We start from the raw sequence: 20,868 nt of genomic DNA, 5'->3' as shown, positions 1-20,868 counted from the left end.
GGCCCGCCGGCCGGTCCGGGCGGCCCGCCGGCCGCGATCGCGCGGGCCCGGGACCTGGTGGCGGACGTGATCGCCGAGGGAACCGTGATCGAGGCGAGTGCGCCGGGCGTGCTCAGGTGCGCTCCCCCGGATGCGACCGCGGCGGCGCTCATGCGCTTCGGCGCCGACCTGCACCGGCTGCGCGCGGCCCTGGCCGCCGAGGGCCTGTCGTCATCCGTCGCCTACTCCGGCGCCGGTGCCACCGTCACCGTCGCCGACGGGATCCCGCGGTGATCCAGCTGCCGGACGCCGTGGAGACGCTCAGCCGGTGGCGGGCCACCTCGGAGGCCGCCGACCTGGCCAGGAAGCGGACCCTCGAGCTGCTCGGCGCCGGGCCGGTCGCGCTGACCCGCGCGCATCGGGCCGGGCACGTCACCGCCAGCGCCCTCATCGTCGACGAGCGGCGCCGGGTGCTGCTCTGCCTGCATGGGCGGCTCGGCACGTGGATGCAGGTCGGCGGGCACTGCGAGGCCGCCGACGACGACCTCGCGGGCGCCGCGCTGCGCGAGGCCACCGAGGAGTCCGGCATCGCCGGCCTGCGGCTCGACCCGGACCCGATCGACGTCGACATCCACGCCGTGCGCTGCGCGCCGGCCAGGGGCGTGCCGGCCGGGCCGTCCTACCACTACGACGTGCGCTTCCTCGCCGTCTGCCCGGCCGGCGCGGTCGAGCAGATCAGCGACGAATCGGCGGACCTGGCCTGGTTCACCGCGGACAAGCTGCCCGCGCCCCTGGCCGACGGGGTGGTGCAGCAGTTCGCGCCCGCCTTCGCCCGGATGTAGCCGGGCCGGTCAGATGTAGTGCAGGTGCCCCTTGTCCTTGAGCTCGTCCACCAGAGACTTGACCTCCTGGGCCCGGTCGCGCGGGCAGACCAGGACCGCGTCCGGGGTGTCCACGATGACCAGGTCGCGGACGCCCAGCGCCGCCACCAGGCGGCCGGAGTTCGGGACCACGACCAGGTTCTCCGTCTCGCGGAGCAGCACGTCCGGCTGGGCCGACACGTCGTGGCCGACCACCACGTTGCCCGCGCTGTCCGCGGCCAGCACCTCGCCGAGGGTGTGGAAGTCGCCGACGTCGTTCCAGCCGAAGTCGCCGGGGACCGTGCCCACCCGGCCGACCGCGGCCGCACCCTCCATCACCGCGTAGTCCACCGAGATGCGGGGCAGGGTCGGCCAGACCTCGCCGAGCACCTCCTCGCACGACGGTGAGTCCCAGGCCTGTGCGATCCGGGCGATGCCCGCGTGCAGTTGCGGCTGCTGGCGGGCGAGCTCCGTCAGGAAGGCGTCGACCCGCCAGACGAACATGCCCGCGTTCCACAGGTAGTTGCCGGACTTCACGTAGCTCTCCGCCACGTCGTAGGACGGCTTCTCCTTGAACTCCTCGACCGCGAGCACCCCGTCGTCGCCGACCCCGGCGCCGCACTGCAGGTAGCCGTAGCCGGTCTCCGCGCGGGTCGGCGTGATGCCCAGCGTCATCAGCAGGCCCTGCCGGGCGCCGGCCATCGCCTGCTCGATCACCCTGAGGAAGCGGTTGCTGTCGGCGATGAGGTGGTCGGCCGCGAACGCGCCCATGATCGCCTCGGGCTCGCGGCGGGCGATCACCGCGGCGGCGAGGGCGATCGCCGCGCAGGAGTCGCGCGGCGACGGCTCGACGAGGATGTTCTCCTCCGGCAGGTCGGTCAGCTGACGGGCCACCGCGGCGGCGTGCGCGACCCCGGTGACGATCAGGACGCGGCTCGGCTCGGTCAGCGGGGCGAGCCGGGCGACCGTCGCCTGCAGCAGCGACGCGTCCGTGCCGGTCAGCGGATGCAGAAACTTGGGGTGACCGGCCCGGGACAGCGGCCATAGACGGGTACCACTGCCACCTGCGGGAATGACGGCGTACAGGGCTCCCGGGTTCTCACTCATGCGCACGCAGTGTAACGATCTATGGCGGCCGGGGGAGCCGAACCCCTCACCGGGCCACCCTGTTCCAGGTCGCGACGTGAACCTCAGCGCTGGTCGCCCAGCTGAATTCCTTGGCGCGGTCGAAGCCCGCCTTCCCCAGCGAGAGCCGGCGGGGCTCGTCGTGCAGCAGGTCAGCGAGGTCCTCGGCGATCCGGTCGGGATCCTCGGTCGTGTAGGCCACCGCGTCGCCGCCGACCTCGGGCAGCGACAGCCGCGGCGTGGTCAGCACCGGCGTGGCGCACGCCATCGCCTCGAGGATCGGCAGGCCGAAACCCTCGCCGAAGGACGGATAGCAGGCCACCAGCGCGCCGCCGAGGAAGCCGGGCAGGTCCGTGTAGCGCAGGTAGCCGGGGCGCAGCAGGCGCAGGTGCGGCGGCACCTCGGCCACCGCCCGGTCGATGTCGTCGTCGTGACCCTGGCCGCCCGCGATCACGAGCGCCGGCGGGTGCGGCCAGTCGGCCACCGCGCGGGCCCAGCCGCGGATCAGGTTGGGGACGTTCTTGCGGGGTTCCTTGGCGCCGAGGAAGGCGACGTAGCCCGCGTCGGTGAGGCCCAGCCGGGCCCGCACCCGGGCCTTCTCCTCCTCGGTGGGCGCGTGGAACGCCGTCTGGTCGACGCCGTGGTAGGCCACGTCGATGTGCGTCGGGTCCGCGTCGAGCAGCCGGATCAGCTCGTCGCGGGTCGCCTTGCTCGGCACGATGACCCGGGCGGCGCGGCGCAGCGACGTCTTGATCGCGCTGCGGAAGAAGGTGCGCTTCGTGTTGTCGTAATGCTCCGGCTCGGTGAAGAAGGTCGCGTCGTGCACCGTCACCGTCACCGGGCATCCCGCCCGCAGCGGGCACGTGTAGAACGGCGAGTGCAGCACCTTGGCGCCGACCTGCTGGGCCAGCAGCGGCAGTCCGGTCTGCTCCCAGGCCAGCCGCGCGGGCCGGTGCGCGACGGCCGACGGGCCGGCGATCACCTCGGCATCGGTGAGCATCCTGGAGTAACGCTCCGCATCCGAACGCTGCGCCACCACGGCGAGGTCCAGGCGGTCGGGGCCGAAAGCGCCGAGGGCGCCGAGGAGCCCGTCGACGTATCTGCCGACACCGCCCCGGTCGGCGGGGACGCTCGTGGCGTCGACGAGGACTCGGGGCGGACGACCGGCGGTCACGTAGAAACTCCTCGGGGGAAGTGGGCCAGACCACTGGCAAGGGTACGCCGCTCGATGACTGCCGTGTCGACCGCGACACCGCAAGACATCGCACCGTTACCAGGTCTTCGCGCGGCCACGCCGACCCGAGATCATCCCGTTACGGACGGTCAACGGTCTATCGTCGGCAGCGATGATTGAGACGATTCCGGCGGCCCTCGCGGCGGCCGTGCTCCGCGACCCGACCACTCCCCTGCTGACCTGGTACGACGATGCGAGCGGCGACCGCACCGAGCTGTCCGGCGCGACGATGGACAACTGGGTCGCCAAGACCGCCAACCTGCTCGTCGACGGGGTGGGCCTCGGCCACGGGGACGCGGTGGCGGTGCTGCTGCCGCCGCACTGGCAGACCGCGGCGCTGCTGCTCGGCACCTGGGCGGCCGGCCTCGCCGCGGACCTGGGCCCGGACCCGCAGCCGGTGGAGGTGCTCTTCACCAGCCCGGAGCTGGCCGGCACGGCCGCGGCCTGGGCCACCGGCGACCGCTACGCGACGGGCCTGCTGCCGCTCGCCGCCCCGCTGCGCGAGGTGCCGCCCGGCTTCCTGGACTACACCGTCGAGGTGCGCGGCTACGGCGACCGGTTCGTCTCCTCGGGCCCCGTCGACCCCAACGACCGGGCGCTGGCCGGCCCGGTCGAGGAGAGCCACCTCTCGGTGTGCCAGGCGGCCGTCGAGCGCGCCGCCGAGCTGGGCATCAAGCCCGGCGACCGGGTGCTGGTGGACGCCCGCGCCTACCCGGACCCGGCGGACTGGCTGCTGGCGCCGCTGCTCGCCGGCGCCAGCATCGTGCTCTGCGACAACCTCGATCAGGCCAAGGTGGAGAGCCGCACCGCGTCAGAGCGGATCACGATCCGCCTGCCGTGACGCGGCCAGCTCCTCGAACGCGGTCAGCGACTCGGGGTTGGCCAGGGCGCCCTTGGCGGCGGCCCGATCCGCGGGGGTGCCGGTGAGTATCCGCTTCACCGGTACCTCCAGCTTCTTGGCCGAGAGGGTGCGCGGCACCGCGCGTACCCGGTAGATCTCGTCGGGGACGTGCCGCGGCGAGAGCGCGGCACGCAGCTCTCCGCGGATCCGGCCGCGCAGCTCGTCGTCGAGGTCGGCGCCCTCGGACAGGACCACGAAGAGCAGCAACTCGTCCTGGCCGTCGGCGTCGAGGTGCACGACGACGGAGTCGGCGACGCCCGCCACGCTCTCGACCACCGAGTAGAACTCGGAGGTGCCCAGCCGCACGCCGCCGCGGTTGAGGGTGGCATCGGAACGGCCGGTGATGACGCAGCTGCCGTCCTCGCCGATGGTGATCCAGTCGCCATGGCGCCACACGCCCGGGTACACGTCGAAGTAGGCCTCGAAGTAGCGCCGGCCGCCGGGGTCGTTCCAGAAGCCGACAGGCATGCTCGGCATCGGCGCGGTGATGACCAGCTCACCGAGCTGGCCGATGACCGGCTTGCCGTCCGAGTCGTACGCCTCAACCCGCGAGCCGAGCGCCCGGCACGAGATGACGCCCTCGACCACCGGCAGCAGCGGGGAGCCGCCGACGAAGCCGGTGCACACGTCGGTGCCGCCGGACAGCGACTGCAGCTGCGGTGCGTCGCCGAGAACCTCGTAGACCCAGCGGAAGCCCTCCGGCGGCAGCGGCGCGCCGGTCGAGCCGACGCCGCGGATCGCGCCCGCCCGCGGGACGACGCCGGCCTTGCGGCAGGCCATCAGGAACGGCGCGGACGTGCCGAAGTAGGTGACCCCGGCGTCCTCGGCGAGCCGCCACGTCGCGTCCAGGTCCGGGTAGCCGGGATGGCCGTCGAAGAGCACGATCGCCGAGCCGACCGCCGGGCCCGAGGCCAGGAAGTTCCACATCATCCAGCCGGTGGTGGTGAACCAGAAGAACCGGTCCCCCGGGCCGAGATCCTGGTGCAGCGCGAGCATCTTCAGGTGCTCGAGCAGGATGCCGCCGTGGCCGTGCACGATCGGCTTCGGCAGGCCGGTCGTGCCCGAGGAGTAGAGCACGTAGAGCGGATGGTCGAACGGGACCGGCGCGAAGGTCAGCGGGTCGTCGCCGTCGAGGCCGTCCCAGTCCCCGCCGCCGCCGGCCAGGTAGCCGATCGTGATCAGGTGCTCGACGCTGGGCAGCGCCGCCCGGATCGCGGCGACCTCCTCGCGCCGGTCGACCGCCTTGTCGCCGTAGCGGTAGCCGTCGACCGCGACCAGCACCTTGGGCTCGATCTGGGTCCAGCGGTCGATGACGCTGCGCGAGCCGAACTCCGGCGCACACGACGAGAACACCGCGCCGAGGCTCGCCGTCGCCAGCATCAGGACGTACGTCTCCGGGATCGTCGGCGCGTAGGCCGCGACCCGGTCGCCCTGCCCGACGCCGAGCCGGCGCAGGCCGGCGGCGACCCGCCGGACCTGCTCACGAAGCTCCCGCGCGGTGAGCGTCACCGGCTCGCGGGTCTGCGAGTACGCGATGACGACCGGATCGTCGTCGCCGAGCCCCGGCATCCGCAGCACGTGCTCGGCGTAGTTGAGCGTGGCGCCGGGGAACCACCGCGCGCCCGGCATCGTGGCATCGGGCAGCGTCGCCGTCGGCTGGTCGTGCGCGATCACGTCGAAGTAGTCCCAGACGGCGCGCCAGAAGCCCTCGAGGTCGTCGACGGACCACTGCCACAGCTCGGCGTAGCCGGCCGCGTCAACGCCGCGCTCGGCCCTCAGCCAGGTCATGAACCGCCCCATCCGGGACGTCTCGAGAACGTCCGCCGGCGGGGTCCACAGCACTGTGCCCGTCGTCATGCCGCCACCCTAACGTCTATTCAGCCAGGGTCGCCCGCGCGTCCTGGATCGCCTTGCGCCGGGCCAGCCGGTGCTCCCGGCGGATGATCGCCTCGCGGAAGCGCCGCTCGTCGTCCGGCGACTCCGGCAACACCGGCGGGATCGCCCGCGGATGCCCGGAGACGTCCACCCCGACGAAGACCAGGTAGGCCGTGGCCACCGTGAGTGGCTCGCCGCCGGCGGTGTCCCAGCGCTCGGCGGTCAGCTTGACCCCGACCTCCATCGAGGTGCTCCCGGTCCAGTTCACCTGCGCGTACGCGTGCACGAGATCGCCGACCCGCACCGGCTCCATGAACAGGATCTCGTCGATCGCGGCGGTGACCGCGGTCCCGCCACTGTGCCGCGCCGCGGCGGCGCCGGCCACGTCGTCGACGAACTTCATCAGGACGCCTCCGTGCACCGTGCCGTACAGGTTGACGTCGGTCGCGATCATGATTCGGCTGAGCGTGACCCGCGAGTGCGAAGTCAGCCGTCCCACGGGATGGTCACTCATGACCGATACGTTACGGCGGCTCTTTCTGGGCGTTGCCGCAGGCGGGTACGGTGCCGGGCGTGCGCCATCTACGGTCGATCATGTATGCCCTCGTGCTTGCCCCGGCGATCTGGATCTTGTGTGGTGTCGGCTTCGACCAGGACCTGACGGGCCGGGCGCGCGACAACGGCGGCATCGAGTCGCTCTCCGGCGTGCTGCTGCTCCTGCTCGCGGGTGCGGCGTACGCGATCCTGCTCTTCGCCCCGATCTCGCCGGCCGGCCCGACCCTGGCGGGGTTGGCCTTCGCGGGGGTCGGCGCCTGGGCCCGGCTGGCACCGGACTCCTACGCGAGCGTCTGGCCGGCGAACGTGGCCAAGGACGGCTTCGACGTGAGCACCCCCGGCTACGGGCTGGCGGTGCTGCTGGCGGTGCCGCTGCTGTGCACGGCGCTGAGCGCGCGGCGGTGGCGGGCGTACGAGCCGCCGGAGATCCTGCTGATCGGCACGATCGGCCGGGCGCGCGGCGCGGCCCGGGTGGCGGGCACGCCGATGGCCTCGGAGACGACGTCGATAATCCCGCAGCAGCGCCAGCCGATGCGGACCCCGGCGACCGACACCACCCAGCTCGTGGTGCAGGCGGACCGGACGGTGATCGTCCCGACCGGCGGCGAGCCCCACACGACGGTGCTGCCGGTCGACGACGACGGCGACGAGAAGACCACGGTCATCCGAATCGGCACCCAGCCGGAGGCGCCCGCCACGGTCCCGACGACGGCGGCCGCACCCACGCAGGCGGACGAGGCGACCGTGGTCTCAGCGGCCACCCTCCGCGGCGACGACGAACCGACCGAGGTCTCCGGGGCCGAACTGCGCGGCGACGACGAGCCGACCGTGGTCTCCCGGGCCACCCTCCGCGGCGACGACGAACCGACCGAGGTCTCCGGGGCCGCGACGGGCGGCGACGGGTCGCCTGCGGCCGGCGACGAGGCGCGCGACGTGGCCGCGACGGACGACACCCGCGACGTGCTCGGCGCGCGGGCCGCGGGCGACGACGTGGCTGCGAACGGGGCCGCTCCGGTCGGCGGGCCGGACGACGACGCGACCACTCGGCTGGTGCTGCCGGACCCGCAGGGCGCCGGCTCCGGGGAGATGACGCAGGTGCTGCGCCTGTCGGCGCCGCCCGCGGAGTCCGGCGAGAAGACCGAGGTGCTACGCCTGCCCGCCGCCACCGAGTCCGGCGAGAAGACCGAGGTCATCCGGGTCGGCACCGTCGATCCGCCGGCGGAACGCACCCAGTTGCTGACGTTCCCGGCGCCCGACGAGGCCACCGTCGTGACCCCGGCCGGCACCAGGACGGAGGAGACCACCAAGGCGATGTCGATCGCCGGCACGGAGCGCCCCGATCCCGGCGCGGATCCGACCACCCCGCTGAACGTTCCGGGAGAGGCGACGACCGCCGCCAGCCAGGACCGGCGGGCGATGACCGTGACCAACCTCGAACGCCCGGCCGACGAGGCCGACGACGACACCCGCGCTACGGCCGAGTGACGCAGGAGTGGCCGGGCGTGTTCGCCCGGCCACACGGCCGCCGTCAGTCCTTGAGGAGCTGGCGGGCCATGACGATGCGCTGGACCTGGTTGGTGCCCTCGTAGATCTGGGTGATCTTGGCGTCGCGCATCATCCGCTCGACCGGGTAGTCGCGGGTGTAGCCGTACCCGCCGAGCAGCTGGACCGCGTCCGTGGTGATCTCCATCGCGGCGTCCGACGCGAAGCACTTCGCGGCCGCGCCGAAATAGGTCAGGTCCGCGTCGCCGCGCTCGCTCTTGCCCGCCGCCACGTAGGTCAGCTGCCGGGCCGCCTCGAGTTTCATGCCCATGTCGGCGAGCATGAACTGCACGCCCTGGAAGTCGGCGAGCGGCTTGCCGAACTGCTTGCGCTCCCGGACGTAGCCCTTGGCGAAGTCGAGCGCGCCCTGGGCGATGCCGATCGCCTGCGCCGCGATCGTGACCCGGGTGTGGTCGAGGGTCTTCATCGCGGTGGCGAAGCCGGTGCCCTCGTCGCCGATCATCCGGTCCAGCGGGATGCGGACGTTGTCGAAGTAGACCTCGCAGGTCGGGCTGCCCTTGATGCCCAGCTTCTTCTCCGGCGCGCCGAAGCTGACGCCCTCGTCGGACTTCTCCACCACGAACGCGGAGATGCCGCGCGAGCGGGCGCTCGGGTCGGTGACGGCGAAGACCGTGTAGTACTCCGAGACGCCGGCGTTGGTGATCCAGCGCTTGACGCCGTTGAGCACCCAGTAGTCGCCGTCGCGTACCGCGCGGGTGGTCATCGAGGCCGCGTCGCTGCCGGCCTCCGGCTCCGACAGGCAGTACGAGAACATGCCCTCGCCCGCCGCGACCGGGGTCAGGTACTTCCGCTTGAGCTCCTCGGAGCCGGCCAGGATCACCGGCATCGTGCCCAGCTTGTTGACCGCCGGGATCAGCGACGAGCTGGCGCAGGCGCGGGCGACCTCCTCGATCACGATCGCGGTGGCCAGGGCGTCCGCGCCGGCGCCGCCGTATTCGACGGGGATGTGCGGCGCGTGGAAGTCGGAGGAACGCAGGGCGTCGTAGGACGCCTTCGGGAACTCGGCGTTCTCGTCCGCCTCGGCCGCGTTCGGCGCCACGCGCGCGTCGCAGACCTCGCGTACGGCCGCGCGGATGGTTTCGTGGTCCTCCGGCAGCTGGTAAACGTCGAAATCAGACATGGCTGTGGCCCTCCCTGTACGGCTCCCGCCCTATGTTACCGACGCGTAGGGTACGCGCACTATCCTTCGCCGCGGACGGTGCACGGATCGAGCGTGCGCCGCCATGAGAAGGTGAATGCCACGTTTCGGCGCAGGCCCCCTCCGGCGCCCTTGTGAGTGGAGTTTCTCCCCGTGACCATCCCGTACCCGACCCATCAGAGCGTGCCGGCCTTCCCCGAGGTCGAGCCGCCGTCCGGCGCCGCCCGGCCCCGCCTGGCGTTCCTCGGCACGGGCTATCTCGGTGCCACGTACGCCATCTGCTTCGCCGAGCTCGGCTACGAGGTGCTCGGCTTCGACGTCGACGAGGCCAAGATTGCCAAGCTGAGCGCCGGGCAGATGCCGTTCCACGAGGCCGGGCTCGACGACCTGCTGCGCGCCAACCTCGCCTCGGGCCGCTTGCGCTTCACCACCTCGTACCAGGAGGTGGCTGACTTCGCCGACGTGCATTTCATCTGCGTCGGCACGCCCCAGCGCGCGGATGGGATGGGCGCCGACCTCTCGTACGTTGAGACTTCCGTCACTAAGCTCGCCCGGCACCTCACCCGCCGCGCCCTGATCGTCGGCAAGTCGACCGTCCCCGTCGGCACCGCCGAGTGGATCGAGCAGCTGGTCGCCAAGCACACCGACCCCGAGCTGGGCATCGAGGTGGCCTGGTCGCCGGAGTTCCTGCAGGAGGGCTTCGCCGTCGAGGACGTGCTGCGGCCCAACCGGATCGTGGTCGGCGTGAAGTCCGACTGGGCCAACGGCATGCTGTACGCCGCGCACAAGGGCGTCTTCGACCTGGCCGCCACCGAGGACCGCGAGGTGCCGCTGGTGGTCACCGACTTCGCCACGGCGGAGCTCGTCAAGGTCGCCGCGAACGCGTTCCTCGCCACCAAGATCAGCTTCATCAACGCCATGGCCGAGGTGTGCGAGGTCGCCGGCGGCGACGTCACCCAGCTGGCCAGGGCGATCGGCTACGACCCGCGCATCGGCAACCGCTTCCTGCAGGCCGGCGTCGGCTTCGGCGGCGGCTGCCTGCCCAAGGACATCCGTGCGTTCCAGGCCCGCGCCCAGGAGCTCGGCGCCGGCGAGGCGCTGCGCTTCCTGCACGAGGTCGACCTGATCAACCTGCGCCGCCGCAGCAAGGTCCTGCAGCTCGCCGCCGAGCTGCTCGGGCGCCGCTCGGGCCCGGCCGGCCCGGACCTCTCCGGCACCCGGGTCGCCGTGCTCGGCGCCGCCTTCAAGCCCAACTCCGACGACGTACGCGACGCGCCGTCGCTCGCCGTCGCGGCCTCGCTGGCCAAGGCCGGCGCGGACGTCCGGGTGTACGACCCGCAGGGCATGGAGAACGCCCGGGCGGCCCAGCCGGGCCTGCACTACGAGAGCTCGATGACCGACGCGGTCACGGGCGCCGAGCTGGTGTGCGTGCTCACCGAGTGGGCCGAGTTCCGCAACGCCGACCCGCAGGTGCTCGGCGAGCTGGTCGCCGAGCGGCGCGTCATCGACGGCCGGAACTGCCTGGACTCCGTGCTCTGGGCGCGGACCGGCTGGCAGTACCGGGGCATGGGACGGCCCGCACCGGCACTCTGACGGCGTACCGCCATGGCCTTCGGCCGCGAACCTGTCGGGTTCGCGGCCGTTTCCATTGATCTCGACCTGCCTGAGACTGTTCTAATGAGGTGTCGGTTGCTTCGGTGGTGACGGGTCGAGGAGGTGCCGTGGCGCAGGACGGCTATGACGAGGAGCTCGCCCGCATCGACGCGTCGATCGCGGACCTGAAGATCCGGGACATGGCCGCGGCCAAGGAACGCACCCAGATCGCCGGCAAGATCCAGGCCGCGCAGTTCCAGCGCGACATCCTGGCGCACGCCAACAAGAAGAAGCGGGCCACCAAGACCACCCGCAAGGTGCGCCGGCGGCCCGGCGAGGCGGCGGGAGCGCCGTCCTGGTCCGAGCCCGGCACCGCGCGCACCGGGCCGCCCGGCGAGGCCACCGACGGCGTCACCGTGCTGGTCGACGACCCACCGCCGAGCGAGCGGCCGGCCCCGCCGCCACCGCCGCCGCGCCGGCCGCGGGTCGCTCCGGCGCAGCCCGCGCCCGAGGTGCATCTGGCGCACGGGCCCGAGACCTCCTCGCAGTCGGTGCAGAACATCCTGCTCGGCCTCAGCGCCCTGGTGCTGGGCGTCGCCGCCATCGTCTTCGCCGGCGCCACGAGCAACGCCTTCGGCCGGGTGTTCATCCTCGCCATCGCGACCGCCGTCGCGCTCGGCGTCGCACCCGCGATCTCGCGGCGCGGGCTGACCTCGACCGCGGAGACCCTGGCGGCGGTCGGTCTCGTGCTGCTGCCGATGACCCTGTTCGCGCTGCGCGGCGGCATCCTGTTCGGCGGCGCCGCGGTGCCGGCCACCGTCTTCCTCGGCGTGACGCTGCTGATCACCGCCGTGGCGTCGTTCCTGTACGCGGGCATCACCCGGCTCGCCGCGCCCCGCTACGCCACGGTCGTCGCCATCCAGCCCGTGCCGCCGCTGCTGGCGTACCCGGCGATCGAGAGCGCGGCCGGCTGGGCGGTGGCGCTGACCCTGGTCGCGGTCATCGACCTGCTGCTGCTCACCACGGTGATCCGCCACGGCCGGCTGGTGCCGCGCTGGCCGTTCGGGCGGCCCGTCGCGGCCGACCGCGAGACCCTCGCCGCGGCCGACGCGCGGCAGGCCGGCGAGGCCGACTACGTCACCCGGGGCGCGAACCCGGCGGATCCGGCGGACCCGGCCGCCTACGAGGACGCCCCGCCCCGGCCCGAGTCCCTGCCGGAAGAGCCCGACCTGATCATCGACGGGCTGACCGGCCGCCGCCGCTGGCGGTGGCTGCCGACCAGGATCTTCCCCGGCCCGCGCCCGGCCGGCGCCCCGGCCGCCGGCACCGTGCCGCTCGCCCCGCCCGCCACGCCGCCGTCGGCGGGCCTGCTGCGCGGCCTGACGTTCGGCCTGCTCTGCCTCGCCGCCGCCGGCGCCCTCGTCTACGCCGGTGCCGCCCTGCTCACCGCCGACGCCCTGCCCGACGCGGTCCGTTCCGGCCTGATCCTGGTGCTGGCCGCGCTGATCGTGTCGGCTGCCGCCCGCCTGGTCCAGCGGACCCTGGCCCGCAACATCGCCGGCGGGGTGCTGGCCCTGGCCGTGATCGCCGCCGTCGCCCGGATCGCCACCGTCGCGTCGCCGGCCTGGACCCTGGCCGCGGCCGCCGCCGCGGTCGCGGTCACCGGCGCCGTCGTCCGGACGGTGCCCGACGAGGTCCGCCGCGGCCCGCAGTACGCCTCGGCCGGCGCGCTCATGCTGATCGGCCTCTTCGTCGCGGTCGACGCCCTGCGCGCCGCGATCGCCCCCGTGCAGGCCGCCCGGCCCGTCTGGAACGCCGACACCGCGGCCTACGCCGGGACCCTCGCCGAGGCCGCGGGCCAGTCCGGCTGGCTGCTCGCCCTGAGCGCCCTGCTGCTGACCGTCGCCGCCGCGCTCGCCCTGCCCGCCGAGTACCGGCACGAGGGCGCCGTCACCGGCGTCGCGCTGACCGCCCTCGCCGTGCCGGCCTCGCTGAGCCTGCCCTGGTCGGAGGCGCCCTGGCCGCTGGTGCTCGCGGCCATCGGCCTCGGCGGCACGGGCCTGCTCGCGCCGACCCGCCGGATCGCCATCGCACACATCGCGGCCGCCGGGGTGGTCGGCCTGTTCGGCGCGGGTGCCGCGCTGAGCGCGTCGTGGCTCACCGCCGCGGTGCTGACCGCGCTGGCCGGCGCGGGCGTGATGGTCGCGGTCGCGGCCCGTCAGATTCCGGTACGCCTGTACGCCTGGCTGGTCGGCGACTGGGCCTCCGGCGCGGCCGCGCTGGCGATTCCGGGTGCCGTGGTGACCGCGGTGCTGGCGACCCAGGACCCCGGCGGCGGCCCGCCGGCCACCGAGGCCGTGACCGTGCCGGCGCTGGCACTGGGCTTCCTGGCCGTGGCGGCCACGCTCACCTACGCCGCGGTGTTCCAGGTGGCCCGCCGCGAGGTCAGCCTGCCGATGACCGTCGGCGCCGGCGCCGGGGCCGTCGCAATGGCGCTCGCAGCGCTGTTCGCGCCCGGCGCGACCCCGCCCGACATCTGGGTCGGCTCGTTGCTGCTGGCCGCCGCGGGCCTGCTGTTCTTCGCCAAGTCGCTCGACTCCGGCCGGCGCGCCGACCGGATGGTCGACGGCCCCGACATCGCCGCCGCGGCGGCCACCGTGGCCGTCTGCGGCGCGCTCGCCCGGGTCGCCGCGCTGGCCTTCCCCGACTCGCCGCTCGCGGTCGCCGCGATCGTGGTGCTGATCGTGGCCTTCGGCGTCCGGGCGCTGCCCGAGGAGTGGAAGCGCGGGCCGGTGCGCGGCCTGGGCGCCGCGGGCTTCATCGTCGTGGTCCTCGCCGGCTGGCAGGCGATCGTCGGCGGCCTGCGCATCATCGCGGCGCCGGGCCCGATCTGGGCCTCCGACGTCAACGCGTACTCCACGACCCCGCCGGCCGGCGCCTGGCAGGCACCGGTGGCGCTGGTGATCATCGCGCTGGCCGCGGCCGTGGCGATGCCGCGCCCGGTCAGGTACAGCGTCGAGGCGGTCTGCGCCGCCCTGGCCACGATCGGCACGCCGGCCGCGTTCGGCCTGCCCTGGTGGTCGCCGCTGCTGATCGGCGGCGCGGTCACCCTCGCGTACGGGATAGCCGCGGTCGCCGCGGCCGAGCCGCGCGCCGCGCTCACCCGGGCCGGGGTGGCCGCGGTCGTCTCGCTGCACGCCGTCGGTGCCGGCCTGGTCCGGCCCTGGTCGACGGCGATCGCGCTCGGCCTGATCACGTTCGCCGGCATCCTGGTGGCCTGGATGTCCCGGGCCGACCTGACGCCCGGTTCGCACCGCGGCTGGGCCGAGACCGCGACCCGGGACGAGGTGCTCAACCTCGCCCTCGACGACACCGGCATGCCCCGGCACCGGGCCCAGATCGGCGGCGCCGCCACCGCCGGCGCGCTGCTCGCGGCCCCCGGCGTGCTCGCGGCCCTGGCGGCCGACCAGGGCAACTCGGCGCAGGTGGTGCTCACCGCCGCGCTCGCCGGATCCAGCCTCGCGCTGGCCCTGCTGGCGCTCGTGGCCCGCTGGGTGCCGCAGTACCTGCCCTGGGCGACGATCGGGCTCGTCGGCGGCGCCACGATCACCGCGCTGGCCTCGGTGCCGAGCGACTACCCCACGGCCCTGTACGCGGCGACGGCGGCGCTGCTCGGCGTCGTCGCGGAGTTGCTGCGCGGCGCCGTCCCGGCGCCCGGGCTCACGGTCGCGCCGAACCGCTACCGCAGCGAGGACGGCTATGTGCGACCCCGCTGGACCGAGATCCGCCCGAGCGGGCTCCGCGGCCGCTGGCTGGTCGACCCGGCCACCGGCGCCGTGCTCGTCGCCGCCCTGCCGACCGTCCTGGCGCTGCTCTCCATCGCGCCGGCGCTGCGTGCGGCCCTGATCGACCCGCTGGCGCAGCTCGGCGCGATCTGGGAGGGCCCGGTCGCCGCGCTGGCCAACCCCTCGTCCGGCGTCGTCGACGGCACCAGCGTGCTCGCCGCGGTGCTGCTGACCATCGCCGCGGCGCTGGCCGCCCTGGGCTTCGGCGCCAAGCCGGCCGAGGCCGTGCCGGTGATCCTGCCCGGCCTCGCCATCACCCTGCTGATCACGCCGATCGCCATGAACGCGCAGTGGCCGGCCTCGACGTCCGCGGCGCTCGTGGTCTTCACCATCTCGATGCTGGGGCTGGCGCTGACCCCGCCGCCGGTCGTCACCCGGGCGCCGCTGCTGCGCACGACCCGCAACATCGTCTTCGTGATCGGCCTGCTGGCCGGCGGCGCCGGGCTGGCCGGCAGCCTCGCCACCGAGCGGCTCACCCTGTTCACGCTGGGCGCGGCGATCGGCGTCGGCCTGGTCGGCGCCCTGGTCGGCCGCAGCCAGCACGCCCGCATCCTCGGCTGGCTCTTCGCCGCGGTGATGGGCCAGTTCTTCGTGCTGACCGTCGCCCTGGTGGCCGGGCTGGCCCCGGAATGGGCCGCCTTCGGGGTGCTGGCCGTCGGCGCGGTGCTGCTGGCCCTGGAGGCCGCGCTGCCGCGGCTCGGCCTGCCCGAATACCGCCGCGAGGCCACCACCGTCGAGTGGAGCGGTTACGCGTCAGCCCTGCTGGCCGGCGCCCTCGCCTACAACTCCCCGGCTCACCTCGCGGCGCTGCTGGCCGCCTGGGGCGCGGTGCTCGGCCTGGCCGCCATCCGCCCCGGCCGCACCCCGAACCAGCGGCGCAACCTGTTCTGGCTGTCCGTGGGCTTCGAGATCATCGGCATCTGGCTGTTCATCGCCATCGCCGAGGTGGCGCTGCCGGAGGCCTACACGCTGCCCTTCGCGGCCCTCGCCCTGCTGGTCGGCGTCCTGGAGTCCCGCCAGCGGCCGGACCTGAGCAGCTGGGCGGCGTACGGGCCGGCCCTGCTGGCGGCGTTCGTGCCGACGATCGGAATCGTGATCGCCACGGACGCCGGCGACCTGCGCGAGCTGCTCCTGCTGCTCGGCGCGGTGGCCACTCTGATCGTGGGCTCCCGCCAGCGGCAGCAGGCGCCGGTGGTGGTCGGCGCGGCGGCCACGGCGATCGCGACCGTCCACTTCGCGGCGACCCTCGTCGGCCCGTGGCTGGTCCTGGTACCGGTCGGCGTGATCCTGCTCTTCCTCGGCGCGACGAACGAGAACCGCCGCCGCAGCCGGGAACGCCTGCGCGGCGCCCTGGTCAAGATGCGCTAGGGTGTCGCCTAGGCAAGCAGGCGGGACCGGAGTGCTTCGTCCTTGGCCGCGACGAGCCGCTCGAGGCCGGCCTGGAACTCCTGCATCCGCTTGAGCAGCACCGGATCCGAGGCGGCCAGGATGCGGACCGCCAGCAGGCCCGCGTTGCGCGCGCCGCCGATCGAGACCGTCGCGACCGGCACGCCCGCCGGCATCTGCACGATCGACAGCAGCGAGTCCATGCCGTCCAGGTACTTCAACGGCACCGGCACGCCGATGACCGGCAGCGGCGTCATCGAGGCGACCATGCCCGGCAGGTGTGCCGCGCCGCCCGCGCCGGTGATGATGACCTTGAGGCCGCGGTCGGCCGCGGACGTCGCGTAGTCGACCATCTTCTTGACCGTGCGATGGGCCGAGACGACGCCGACCTCGAACGGCACCTCGAACTCGGCGAGGGTCTCCGCCGCCGCCTCCATCGTGGACCAGTCCGAGTCGCTGCCCATGATCACGCCGACTACCGGTGTCATTCCGTGCCTTCCTGAAGCCAGCGGGCGGCGCGCACGGCCCGCGCGCGCACCTCCGCCATGTCGTCGCCGAGCACGGTCACGTGCCCGATCTTGCGGCCGGGCCGCACCTGCTTGCCGTAGAGGTGCACGCGGGCGCCCGGATCCGCGGCGAAGAGGTGATGCAGCCGCTCGTCGATCGACATGCCGCCGGGCTCGCCGCCGAGCACGTTCGCCATCACCACGGCCGGCGCGGTCAGCGACGTCTCGCCCATCGGGTAGTCGAGGACGGCACGCAGGTGCTGCTCGAACTGCGAGGTGCGGGCGCCCTCGATCGTCCAGTGCCCGGAGTTGTGCGGGCGCATGGCCAGCTCGTTGACCAGGACGCCGGTGCCGGTGTCGAAGAGCTCGACGGCCAGCAGCCCGACGACGCCGAGCGCGTTGGCCAGGTCGATGGCGAGCTGCTGCGCCCCGACCGCCAGGGCCTCGGGCAGGTCGGGCGCGGGCGCCAGCACCTCGACACAGATGCCGTCACGCTGCACGGTCTCGACGACGGGATAGGCGGCGACCTGCCCGAACGGCGACCGGGCGACCAGCACGGCCAGCTCGCGCCGCAGCGGCACCCGCTCCTCGACGATCAGGTCGGTGCCGGTGGCGACCAGCGCCTCGGCGGCGGCGAGATCGTCCAGCATCCACACGCCGCGACCGTCGTAGCCGCCGCGCACCGCCTTGGCGACGACCGGCCAGCCGCCCGCTCCGGCCGCTGGGCCCGGGGCCTCGTCGGCGCCGGCGAGGCCGGCGGCGAAGTCGGCGATGTCCCGGGCCGAGGTCACCGGCCGCCAGCGCGGCACCGGCGCGCCGAGCGCGCTGAGGCGTTCGCGCATCTGGCGCTTGTCCTGTGCGTACAGGATCGCGGATGCGCCGGGGTAGATCTTGACGCCCTCGGCGGCGAGTGCGGCGATGTGCCCGGTGGGCACGTGCTCGTGGTCGAAGGTGACCGCGTCACACCCCTTGGCGAACTCGCGCAGCGCGGCCAGGTCGGTGTGCGTGCCGATGCGCACGTCGGCGGCGACGAGTGCGGCGCTGTCGTCGGGCGACTCGCTGAGCACGCGCAGCGACTGGCCGAGGGCGATCGCGGCCTGGTGGGTCATCCGGGCCAGCTGGCCACCGCCCACCATGCCGACTACGGGCAGACCGGTTCGGGTATCCATCTCGCCGCCAGCCTAACGAGCCGCCGGCGCGCCGAACAAAGCGGCCTGAACTGCCCGGCCGCGGACGGATCACAGGTCGTCGAAGCCGACGCCGCCCAGCCGCCGGGCACCCGACCGACCCGGCACGCGGATCGACCGACGACCGGCGGCGGCCGACGGGCAGGCGGCAGGCGGGCGGCGGGCAGGCGGGGCTGGCCCGGCAGGGTGGGTGGTCAGGCGGAGAGGCGGGCCAGTAGCTCCGCCACCGAGGTCGCCGGGCGGTCGCACACGAAGCCCCGGCAGACGTAGGCCGCCGAGGCGCCGTCGATGAGGGGCCGGTCCGCCAGCAGCGGCACGCCCGGGCGGCCCGGCTCGCCCGCCACCACGACCGTGCCCGGCGGCGCGTGCCGGAGCGCCGCCGCGACCAGCGGGTCACCCTCCCGGTCCGGCGTGGCGACGGCGATCTCGTACGGGCCCGCGAGCGCCGCCTCCGCGACCGCCGCCGAGTAGCCGGCGAACCGCGGGTGGCCCTCGATCAGCGGCCCGGCCGTCTCGAGCGCCGCGTCCGCGGCCTCCCGGTACCGCGTCTCGCCGCTCAGCGCCGCGTACCCGACCAGCCCGGCGCAGAGCGCGGCGAGCCCCGACGGGGTCGCGTTGTCGGTCGGGTCGGCGGGGCGGGCCACCAGCCGTTCCGCGTCGTCCGCCGTGTCGTAGAAGCCGCCGGAGCCGGTCGCGAAGTGCGCGAGCGCCACGTCGAGCAGCCCGCCCGCGAGGGTCAGCCACCGCCCGTCGCCGGTCAACTGGTGCACCGCGCAGAACGCCTCGGCCACGCAGCCGTAGTCCTCAAGCACCCCCGCGGGCGCGCCGACCACGCCGTCGCGGGAGACGCGGCGCAGCCGGCCGTCCACGATGTGGCGCTCCGCCAGCACCGTGGCCAGCCCGACGGCCTCGTCGCCGGAGCCGCCGGTGAGCTGGGCGTACTCCGCCAGCGCGGTGACCGCCAGGCCGTTCCAGGAGGCCACGACCTTGTCGTCGCGGGCCGGCTGGGGGCGGCCGCCCCGGGCCGCCAGCAGCCGGGCCCGGACGTCCCGCCAGCGCGCGACCAGCGCCGGATCCGCGGCGTCGATGTCGCGGGCCAGCACCAGGACGCTGCTGCCGTGCTCGAACGTGCCCTTCGTGGTCACCCGGAACAGGTCGGCCGCCCAGGTGCCGTCCTCCACGCCCAGCGCCTCGTTCAGCTGCGCCGGGGTCCAGGCGTAGGTAAGTCCCTCCGTGCCGTCGGTGTCGGCGTCCAGGGCCGACGCCAGCCCGCCCGCCGGCGTGGCCAGGTCGCGGAGCAGGAACGCCGCGGTCTCCTCGGCGACGCGGCGGGCGAACGCGTCGCCGGTGAGCCGCCACAGCTGGGTGTAGACGCGGAGCAGCAGGGCGTTGTCGTAGAGCATCTTCTCGAAGTGCGGCACGGTCCACGTGTTGTCGACGGCGTAGCGCGCGAAGCCGCCCGCCAGTTGGTCGTAGATGCCGCCGCGGGCCATCTGCTCCGCCGTGTGCCGGACGATCTCCAGGTCGTTCTCCGCGCCGGTGCGCTGGTGGTGGCGCAACAGGAACAGCAGGTCCATGTGCGGCGGGAACTTCGGGGCGCCGCCGAAGCCCCCGTACGCCGGGTCGTGTTCCTCGGCGAGCCGGGCCGCCGCGGCGTCCAGCAGCTCCGCCGAGATCGCGGCGGTCGGGCCGCCGACCAGTTGGGCGCTGCCGATCGCCTGCACCACCGCGGAGCCCTGGGTGATCACCTCGTCGCGCTGGTCGCGCCACGCCGTCGTCACGGACCCGAGCAGCCCGGTGAAGCCGGCCTTGGGAAAGTAGGTGCCGCAGAAGAACGGTTCGCCGTCGGGGGTCGCGAAGACGGTCATCGGCCAGCCGCCCTGGCCGGTCATGGCCTGGGTGGCGGTCATGTAGACGGCGTCGACGTCGGGACGCTCCTCGCGGTCGACCTTGATGGCGACGAAGCCCTTGTTGATCAGCTTGGCGACGGCCTCGTCCTCGAAGGACTCGTGCGCCATCACGTGGCACCAGTGGCAGGCCGCGTACCCGACCGAGATCAGCACGGGCACGTCGCGCTTGCGCGCCTCGGCGAACGCCTCGTCGCACCAGGGCCACCAGTCGACCGGGTTTTCCTTGTGCTGCAACAGATAGGGCGACGTCGCGTCGGCGAGGCGGTTGGCCATCCCTGCCACTCCTGACCTTGACACTCGGGTGTGTCACGGATCGTCCCGCGACACCCGAGTCTGACACACGAGTTCGGGTGTGGCCCGTTGCCCGGCGCGGTTCGCCCACCAGGGACTTTGCGCTTCCCGGCGGCCCGGATCCGGCCGGCGCGGCCCGCGCCCGGGGCTATGCCGGGCGGTGTGCGATGAACGCGTCGACGCCGTCGAGGATCCGGGCCAGGCCGAAGGTGAAGTCGGCCTCGGGGTCGTTCGGCGTGTCCATCGCACCGGCGTCGATGGCGCGGCGCAGCAGGGGGAACCGGTCGGCCCGCACCAGGTGCCGCATCAGGCCGCCGAATTCCGCGATCACCGCGTCGACGGTCTGCCCGTTGGCGCGGGCCGCCTCGGTCATCTGGCCGCGCAGCAGCGCCTCGTGGCGGACGTAGCCGTTGACCAGCAGCAGCAACGACAGCTTCTCCGCCTCGGCCAGCGTGGTGCCGTCCAGCGCGGCCAGGCCGGTCTCCATCCAGGCCAGCTGGCGCGGGGTGGCCGGGGGCCCGGCGACCGGCACCTGAAGGAACCACGGCTCGTCGCCGAGCAGGGCGAACATTCCGTACGCCCAGCGCTCGGCCGCGGCCCGCCAGGTCTCGCCGGCCGTCCGTGGCGCCGGCGGGTCGCCGGCCGCCGCCTCCATCATCAGCACCGCGAGCTCGTCCTTGCTGGCGACGTAGCGGTAGAGCGACATCGCCGAGGTGTTCAGCTCGCCGGCGACCCGGCTCATCGAGACCGCGGGGAAGCCGTCGGCGCGGGCCACCGCGATGGCCGCCGCCACGATCCGGTCGACGCTCAGCGTCGGCTTGGGGCCCTTGGTGGCCTTCTCGCGCATCCCCCAGGCCGCTTGCAGCACCGGGGGCACGGGGTTGGTCTCGGTCATCGAGGCGGCTTCTCCTTCGGTCTTG

14 protein-coding genes and 1 pseudogene are annotated in these 20,868 nt (G+C 74.1%); 6 read left to right on the top strand and 9 right to left on the bottom strand.

Annotation, left to right across the window (positions count from 1 at the left end; all coding sequences use genetic code 11):
* Positions 1–273 (top strand): annotated as a pseudogene (locus AB0F10_RS24850) (hypothetical protein); the annotation flags it as partial.
* A 5-nt stretch (positions 274–278) separates the two neighbouring features.
* Complete coding sequence (locus tag AB0F10_RS24845) at positions 279–821, top strand: NUDIX domain-containing protein (RefSeq protein WP_360629488.1); 543 nt, start codon at positions 279–281, stop codon at positions 819–821.
* Positions 822–830: 9 nt separating this feature from the next.
* Here the strand turns inward: AB0F10_RS24845 and AB0F10_RS24840 are convergent, their stop codons facing one another.
* Both AB0F10_RS24840 and AB0F10_RS24835 read right to left on the bottom strand, forming a co-directional pair.
* Positions 831–1,946 carry a sugar phosphate nucleotidyltransferase gene (locus tag AB0F10_RS24840; protein WP_360629480.1) on the bottom strand — a complete coding sequence of 372 codons (1,116 nt, stop codon included), beginning with the start codon at positions 1,944–1,946 and terminating at the stop codon, positions 831–833.
* A gap of 46 nt (positions 1,947–1,992) precedes the next feature.
* Positions 1,993–3,138, bottom strand: a complete 1,146-nt coding sequence (locus tag AB0F10_RS24835) for a glycosyltransferase family 1 protein (protein WP_360629478.1) — start codon at positions 3,136–3,138, stop codon at positions 1,993–1,995.
* A 172-nt stretch (positions 3,139–3,310) separates the two neighbouring features.
* On the opposite strand from AB0F10_RS24835, the gene AB0F10_RS24830 reads away from it, so the two are divergent.
* Positions 3,311–4,039, top strand: coding sequence for a TIGR03089 family protein (locus AB0F10_RS24830; protein ID WP_360629475.1), 729 nt, complete (start codon positions 3,311–3,313; stop codon positions 4,037–4,039).
* Here AB0F10_RS24830 and AB0F10_RS24825 read toward each other — a convergent pair.
* Positions 4,010–5,956, bottom strand: a complete 1,947-nt coding sequence (locus AB0F10_RS24825) for an acetoacetate--CoA ligase (RefSeq protein WP_360629472.1) — start codon at positions 5,954–5,956, stop codon at positions 4,010–4,012. The genes AB0F10_RS24830 and AB0F10_RS24825 overlap by 30 nt on opposite strands.
* A 16-nt stretch (positions 5,957–5,972) precedes the next feature.
* The gene (locus AB0F10_RS24820; RefSeq protein WP_360629469.1) at positions 5,973–6,488 is read right to left on the bottom strand and encodes an acyl-CoA thioesterase; all 516 of its coding nucleotides are present in this window, start codon (positions 6,486–6,488) and stop codon (positions 5,973–5,975) included.
* A gap of 59 nt (positions 6,489–6,547) precedes the next feature.
* Here AB0F10_RS24820 and AB0F10_RS24815 point away from each other — a divergent pair, with 59 nt between their 5' ends.
* Positions 6,548–8,014 (top strand): hypothetical protein, encoded by a 1,467-nt coding sequence (locus tag AB0F10_RS24815; RefSeq protein WP_360629466.1) that lies wholly within the window; start codon positions 6,548–6,550, stop codon positions 8,012–8,014.
* A 43-nt stretch (positions 8,015–8,057) separates the two neighbouring features.
* Here the strand turns inward: AB0F10_RS24815 and AB0F10_RS24810 are convergent, their stop codons facing one another.
* Positions 8,058–9,212 (bottom strand): acyl-CoA dehydrogenase family protein, encoded by a 1,155-nt coding sequence (locus tag AB0F10_RS24810; protein WP_360629463.1) that lies wholly within the window; start codon positions 9,210–9,212, stop codon positions 8,058–8,060.
* 171 nt (positions 9,213–9,383) lie between these two features.
* Here AB0F10_RS24810 and AB0F10_RS24805 point away from each other — a divergent pair, with 171 nt between their 5' ends.
* On the top strand, positions 9,384–10,823 hold the full coding sequence (locus AB0F10_RS24805) for a UDP-glucose/GDP-mannose dehydrogenase family protein (RefSeq protein WP_360629460.1): 1,440 nt from the start codon (positions 9,384–9,386) through the stop codon (positions 10,821–10,823).
* A gap of 128 nt (positions 10,824–10,951) precedes the next feature.
* Positions 10,952–16,036, top strand: coding sequence for an SCO7613 C-terminal domain-containing membrane protein (locus AB0F10_RS24800; protein WP_360629457.1), 5,085 nt, complete (start codon positions 10,952–10,954; stop codon positions 16,034–16,036).
* Positions 16,037–16,044: 8 nt separating this feature from the next.
* Here AB0F10_RS24800 and purE read toward each other — a convergent pair whose 3' ends face one another.
* The 4 genes from purE to AB0F10_RS24780 form a co-directional block, all read right to left on the bottom strand.
* Positions 16,045–16,542 (bottom strand): 5-(carboxyamino)imidazole ribonucleotide mutase, encoded by a 498-nt coding sequence (gene purE / locus AB0F10_RS24795; protein ID WP_360629454.1) that lies wholly within the window; start codon positions 16,540–16,542, stop codon positions 16,045–16,047.
* On the bottom strand, positions 16,539–17,729 hold the full coding sequence (locus tag AB0F10_RS24790) for a 5-(carboxyamino)imidazole ribonucleotide synthase (RefSeq protein WP_360629451.1): 1,191 nt from the start codon (positions 17,727–17,729) through the stop codon (positions 16,539–16,541). Before AB0F10_RS24790 ends, purE begins: the two co-directional genes overlap by 4 nt.
* A 212-nt stretch (positions 17,730–17,941) precedes the next feature.
* Entirely contained in the window at positions 17,942–19,930 is a 1,989-nt protein-coding gene (locus AB0F10_RS24785; protein WP_360629448.1) for a thioredoxin domain-containing protein, read from the bottom strand.
* 166 nt (positions 19,931–20,096) lie between these two features.
* A complete protein-coding gene (locus AB0F10_RS24780) occupies positions 20,097–20,843 on the bottom strand; it encodes a TetR/AcrR family transcriptional regulator C-terminal domain-containing protein (protein WP_360629445.1) in 747 nt (248 codons plus the stop codon).
* Positions 20,844–20,868: the final 25 nt, after the last annotated feature.

It is taken from the genome of Actinoplanes sp. NPDC026623 (genome assembly GCF_040638275.1).
Taxonomy (GTDB): domain Bacteria; phylum Actinomycetota; class Actinomycetes; order Mycobacteriales; family Micromonosporaceae; genus Actinoplanes.
The sequence above is the reverse complement of the archived record's forward strand: the minus strand, read 5'-3'. Positions and strand labels throughout refer to the sequence as shown.

Excerpts from the sequence above, each read along its gene's own strand:
- AB0F10_RS24820 (WP_360629469.1), bottom strand. The coding sequence starts at position 6,488 with ATGAGTGACCATCCCGTGGGACGGCTGACTTCGCACTCGCGGGTCACG.
- AB0F10_RS24790 (WP_360629451.1), bottom strand. The coding sequence starts at position 17,729 with ATGGATACCCGAACCGGTCTGCCCGTAGTCGGCATGGTGGGCGGTGGC.
- purE (WP_360629454.1), bottom strand. The coding sequence starts at position 16,542 with ATGACACCGGTAGTCGGCGTGATCATGGGCAGCGACTCGGACTGGTCC.
- AB0F10_RS24830 (WP_360629475.1), top strand. The coding sequence starts at position 3,311 with ATGATTGAGACGATTCCGGCGGCCCTCGCGGCGGCCGTGCTCCGCGAC.
- AB0F10_RS24810 (WP_360629463.1), bottom strand. The coding sequence starts at position 9,212 with ATGTCTGATTTCGACGTTTACCAGCTGCCGGAGGACCACGAAACCATC.
- AB0F10_RS24825 (WP_360629472.1), bottom strand. The coding sequence starts at position 5,956 with ATGACGACGGGCACAGTGCTGTGGACCCCGCCGGCGGACGTTCTCGAG.
- AB0F10_RS24780 (WP_360629445.1), bottom strand. The coding sequence starts at position 20,843 with ATGACCGAGACCAACCCCGTGCCCCCGGTGCTGCAAGCGGCCTGGGGG.
- AB0F10_RS24840 (WP_360629480.1), bottom strand. The coding sequence starts at position 1,946 with ATGAGTGAGAACCCGGGAGCCCTGTACGCCGTCATTCCCGCAGGTGGC.
- AB0F10_RS24785 (WP_360629448.1), bottom strand. The coding sequence starts at position 19,930 with ATGGCCAACCGCCTCGCCGACGCGACGTCGCCCTATCTGTTGCAGCAC.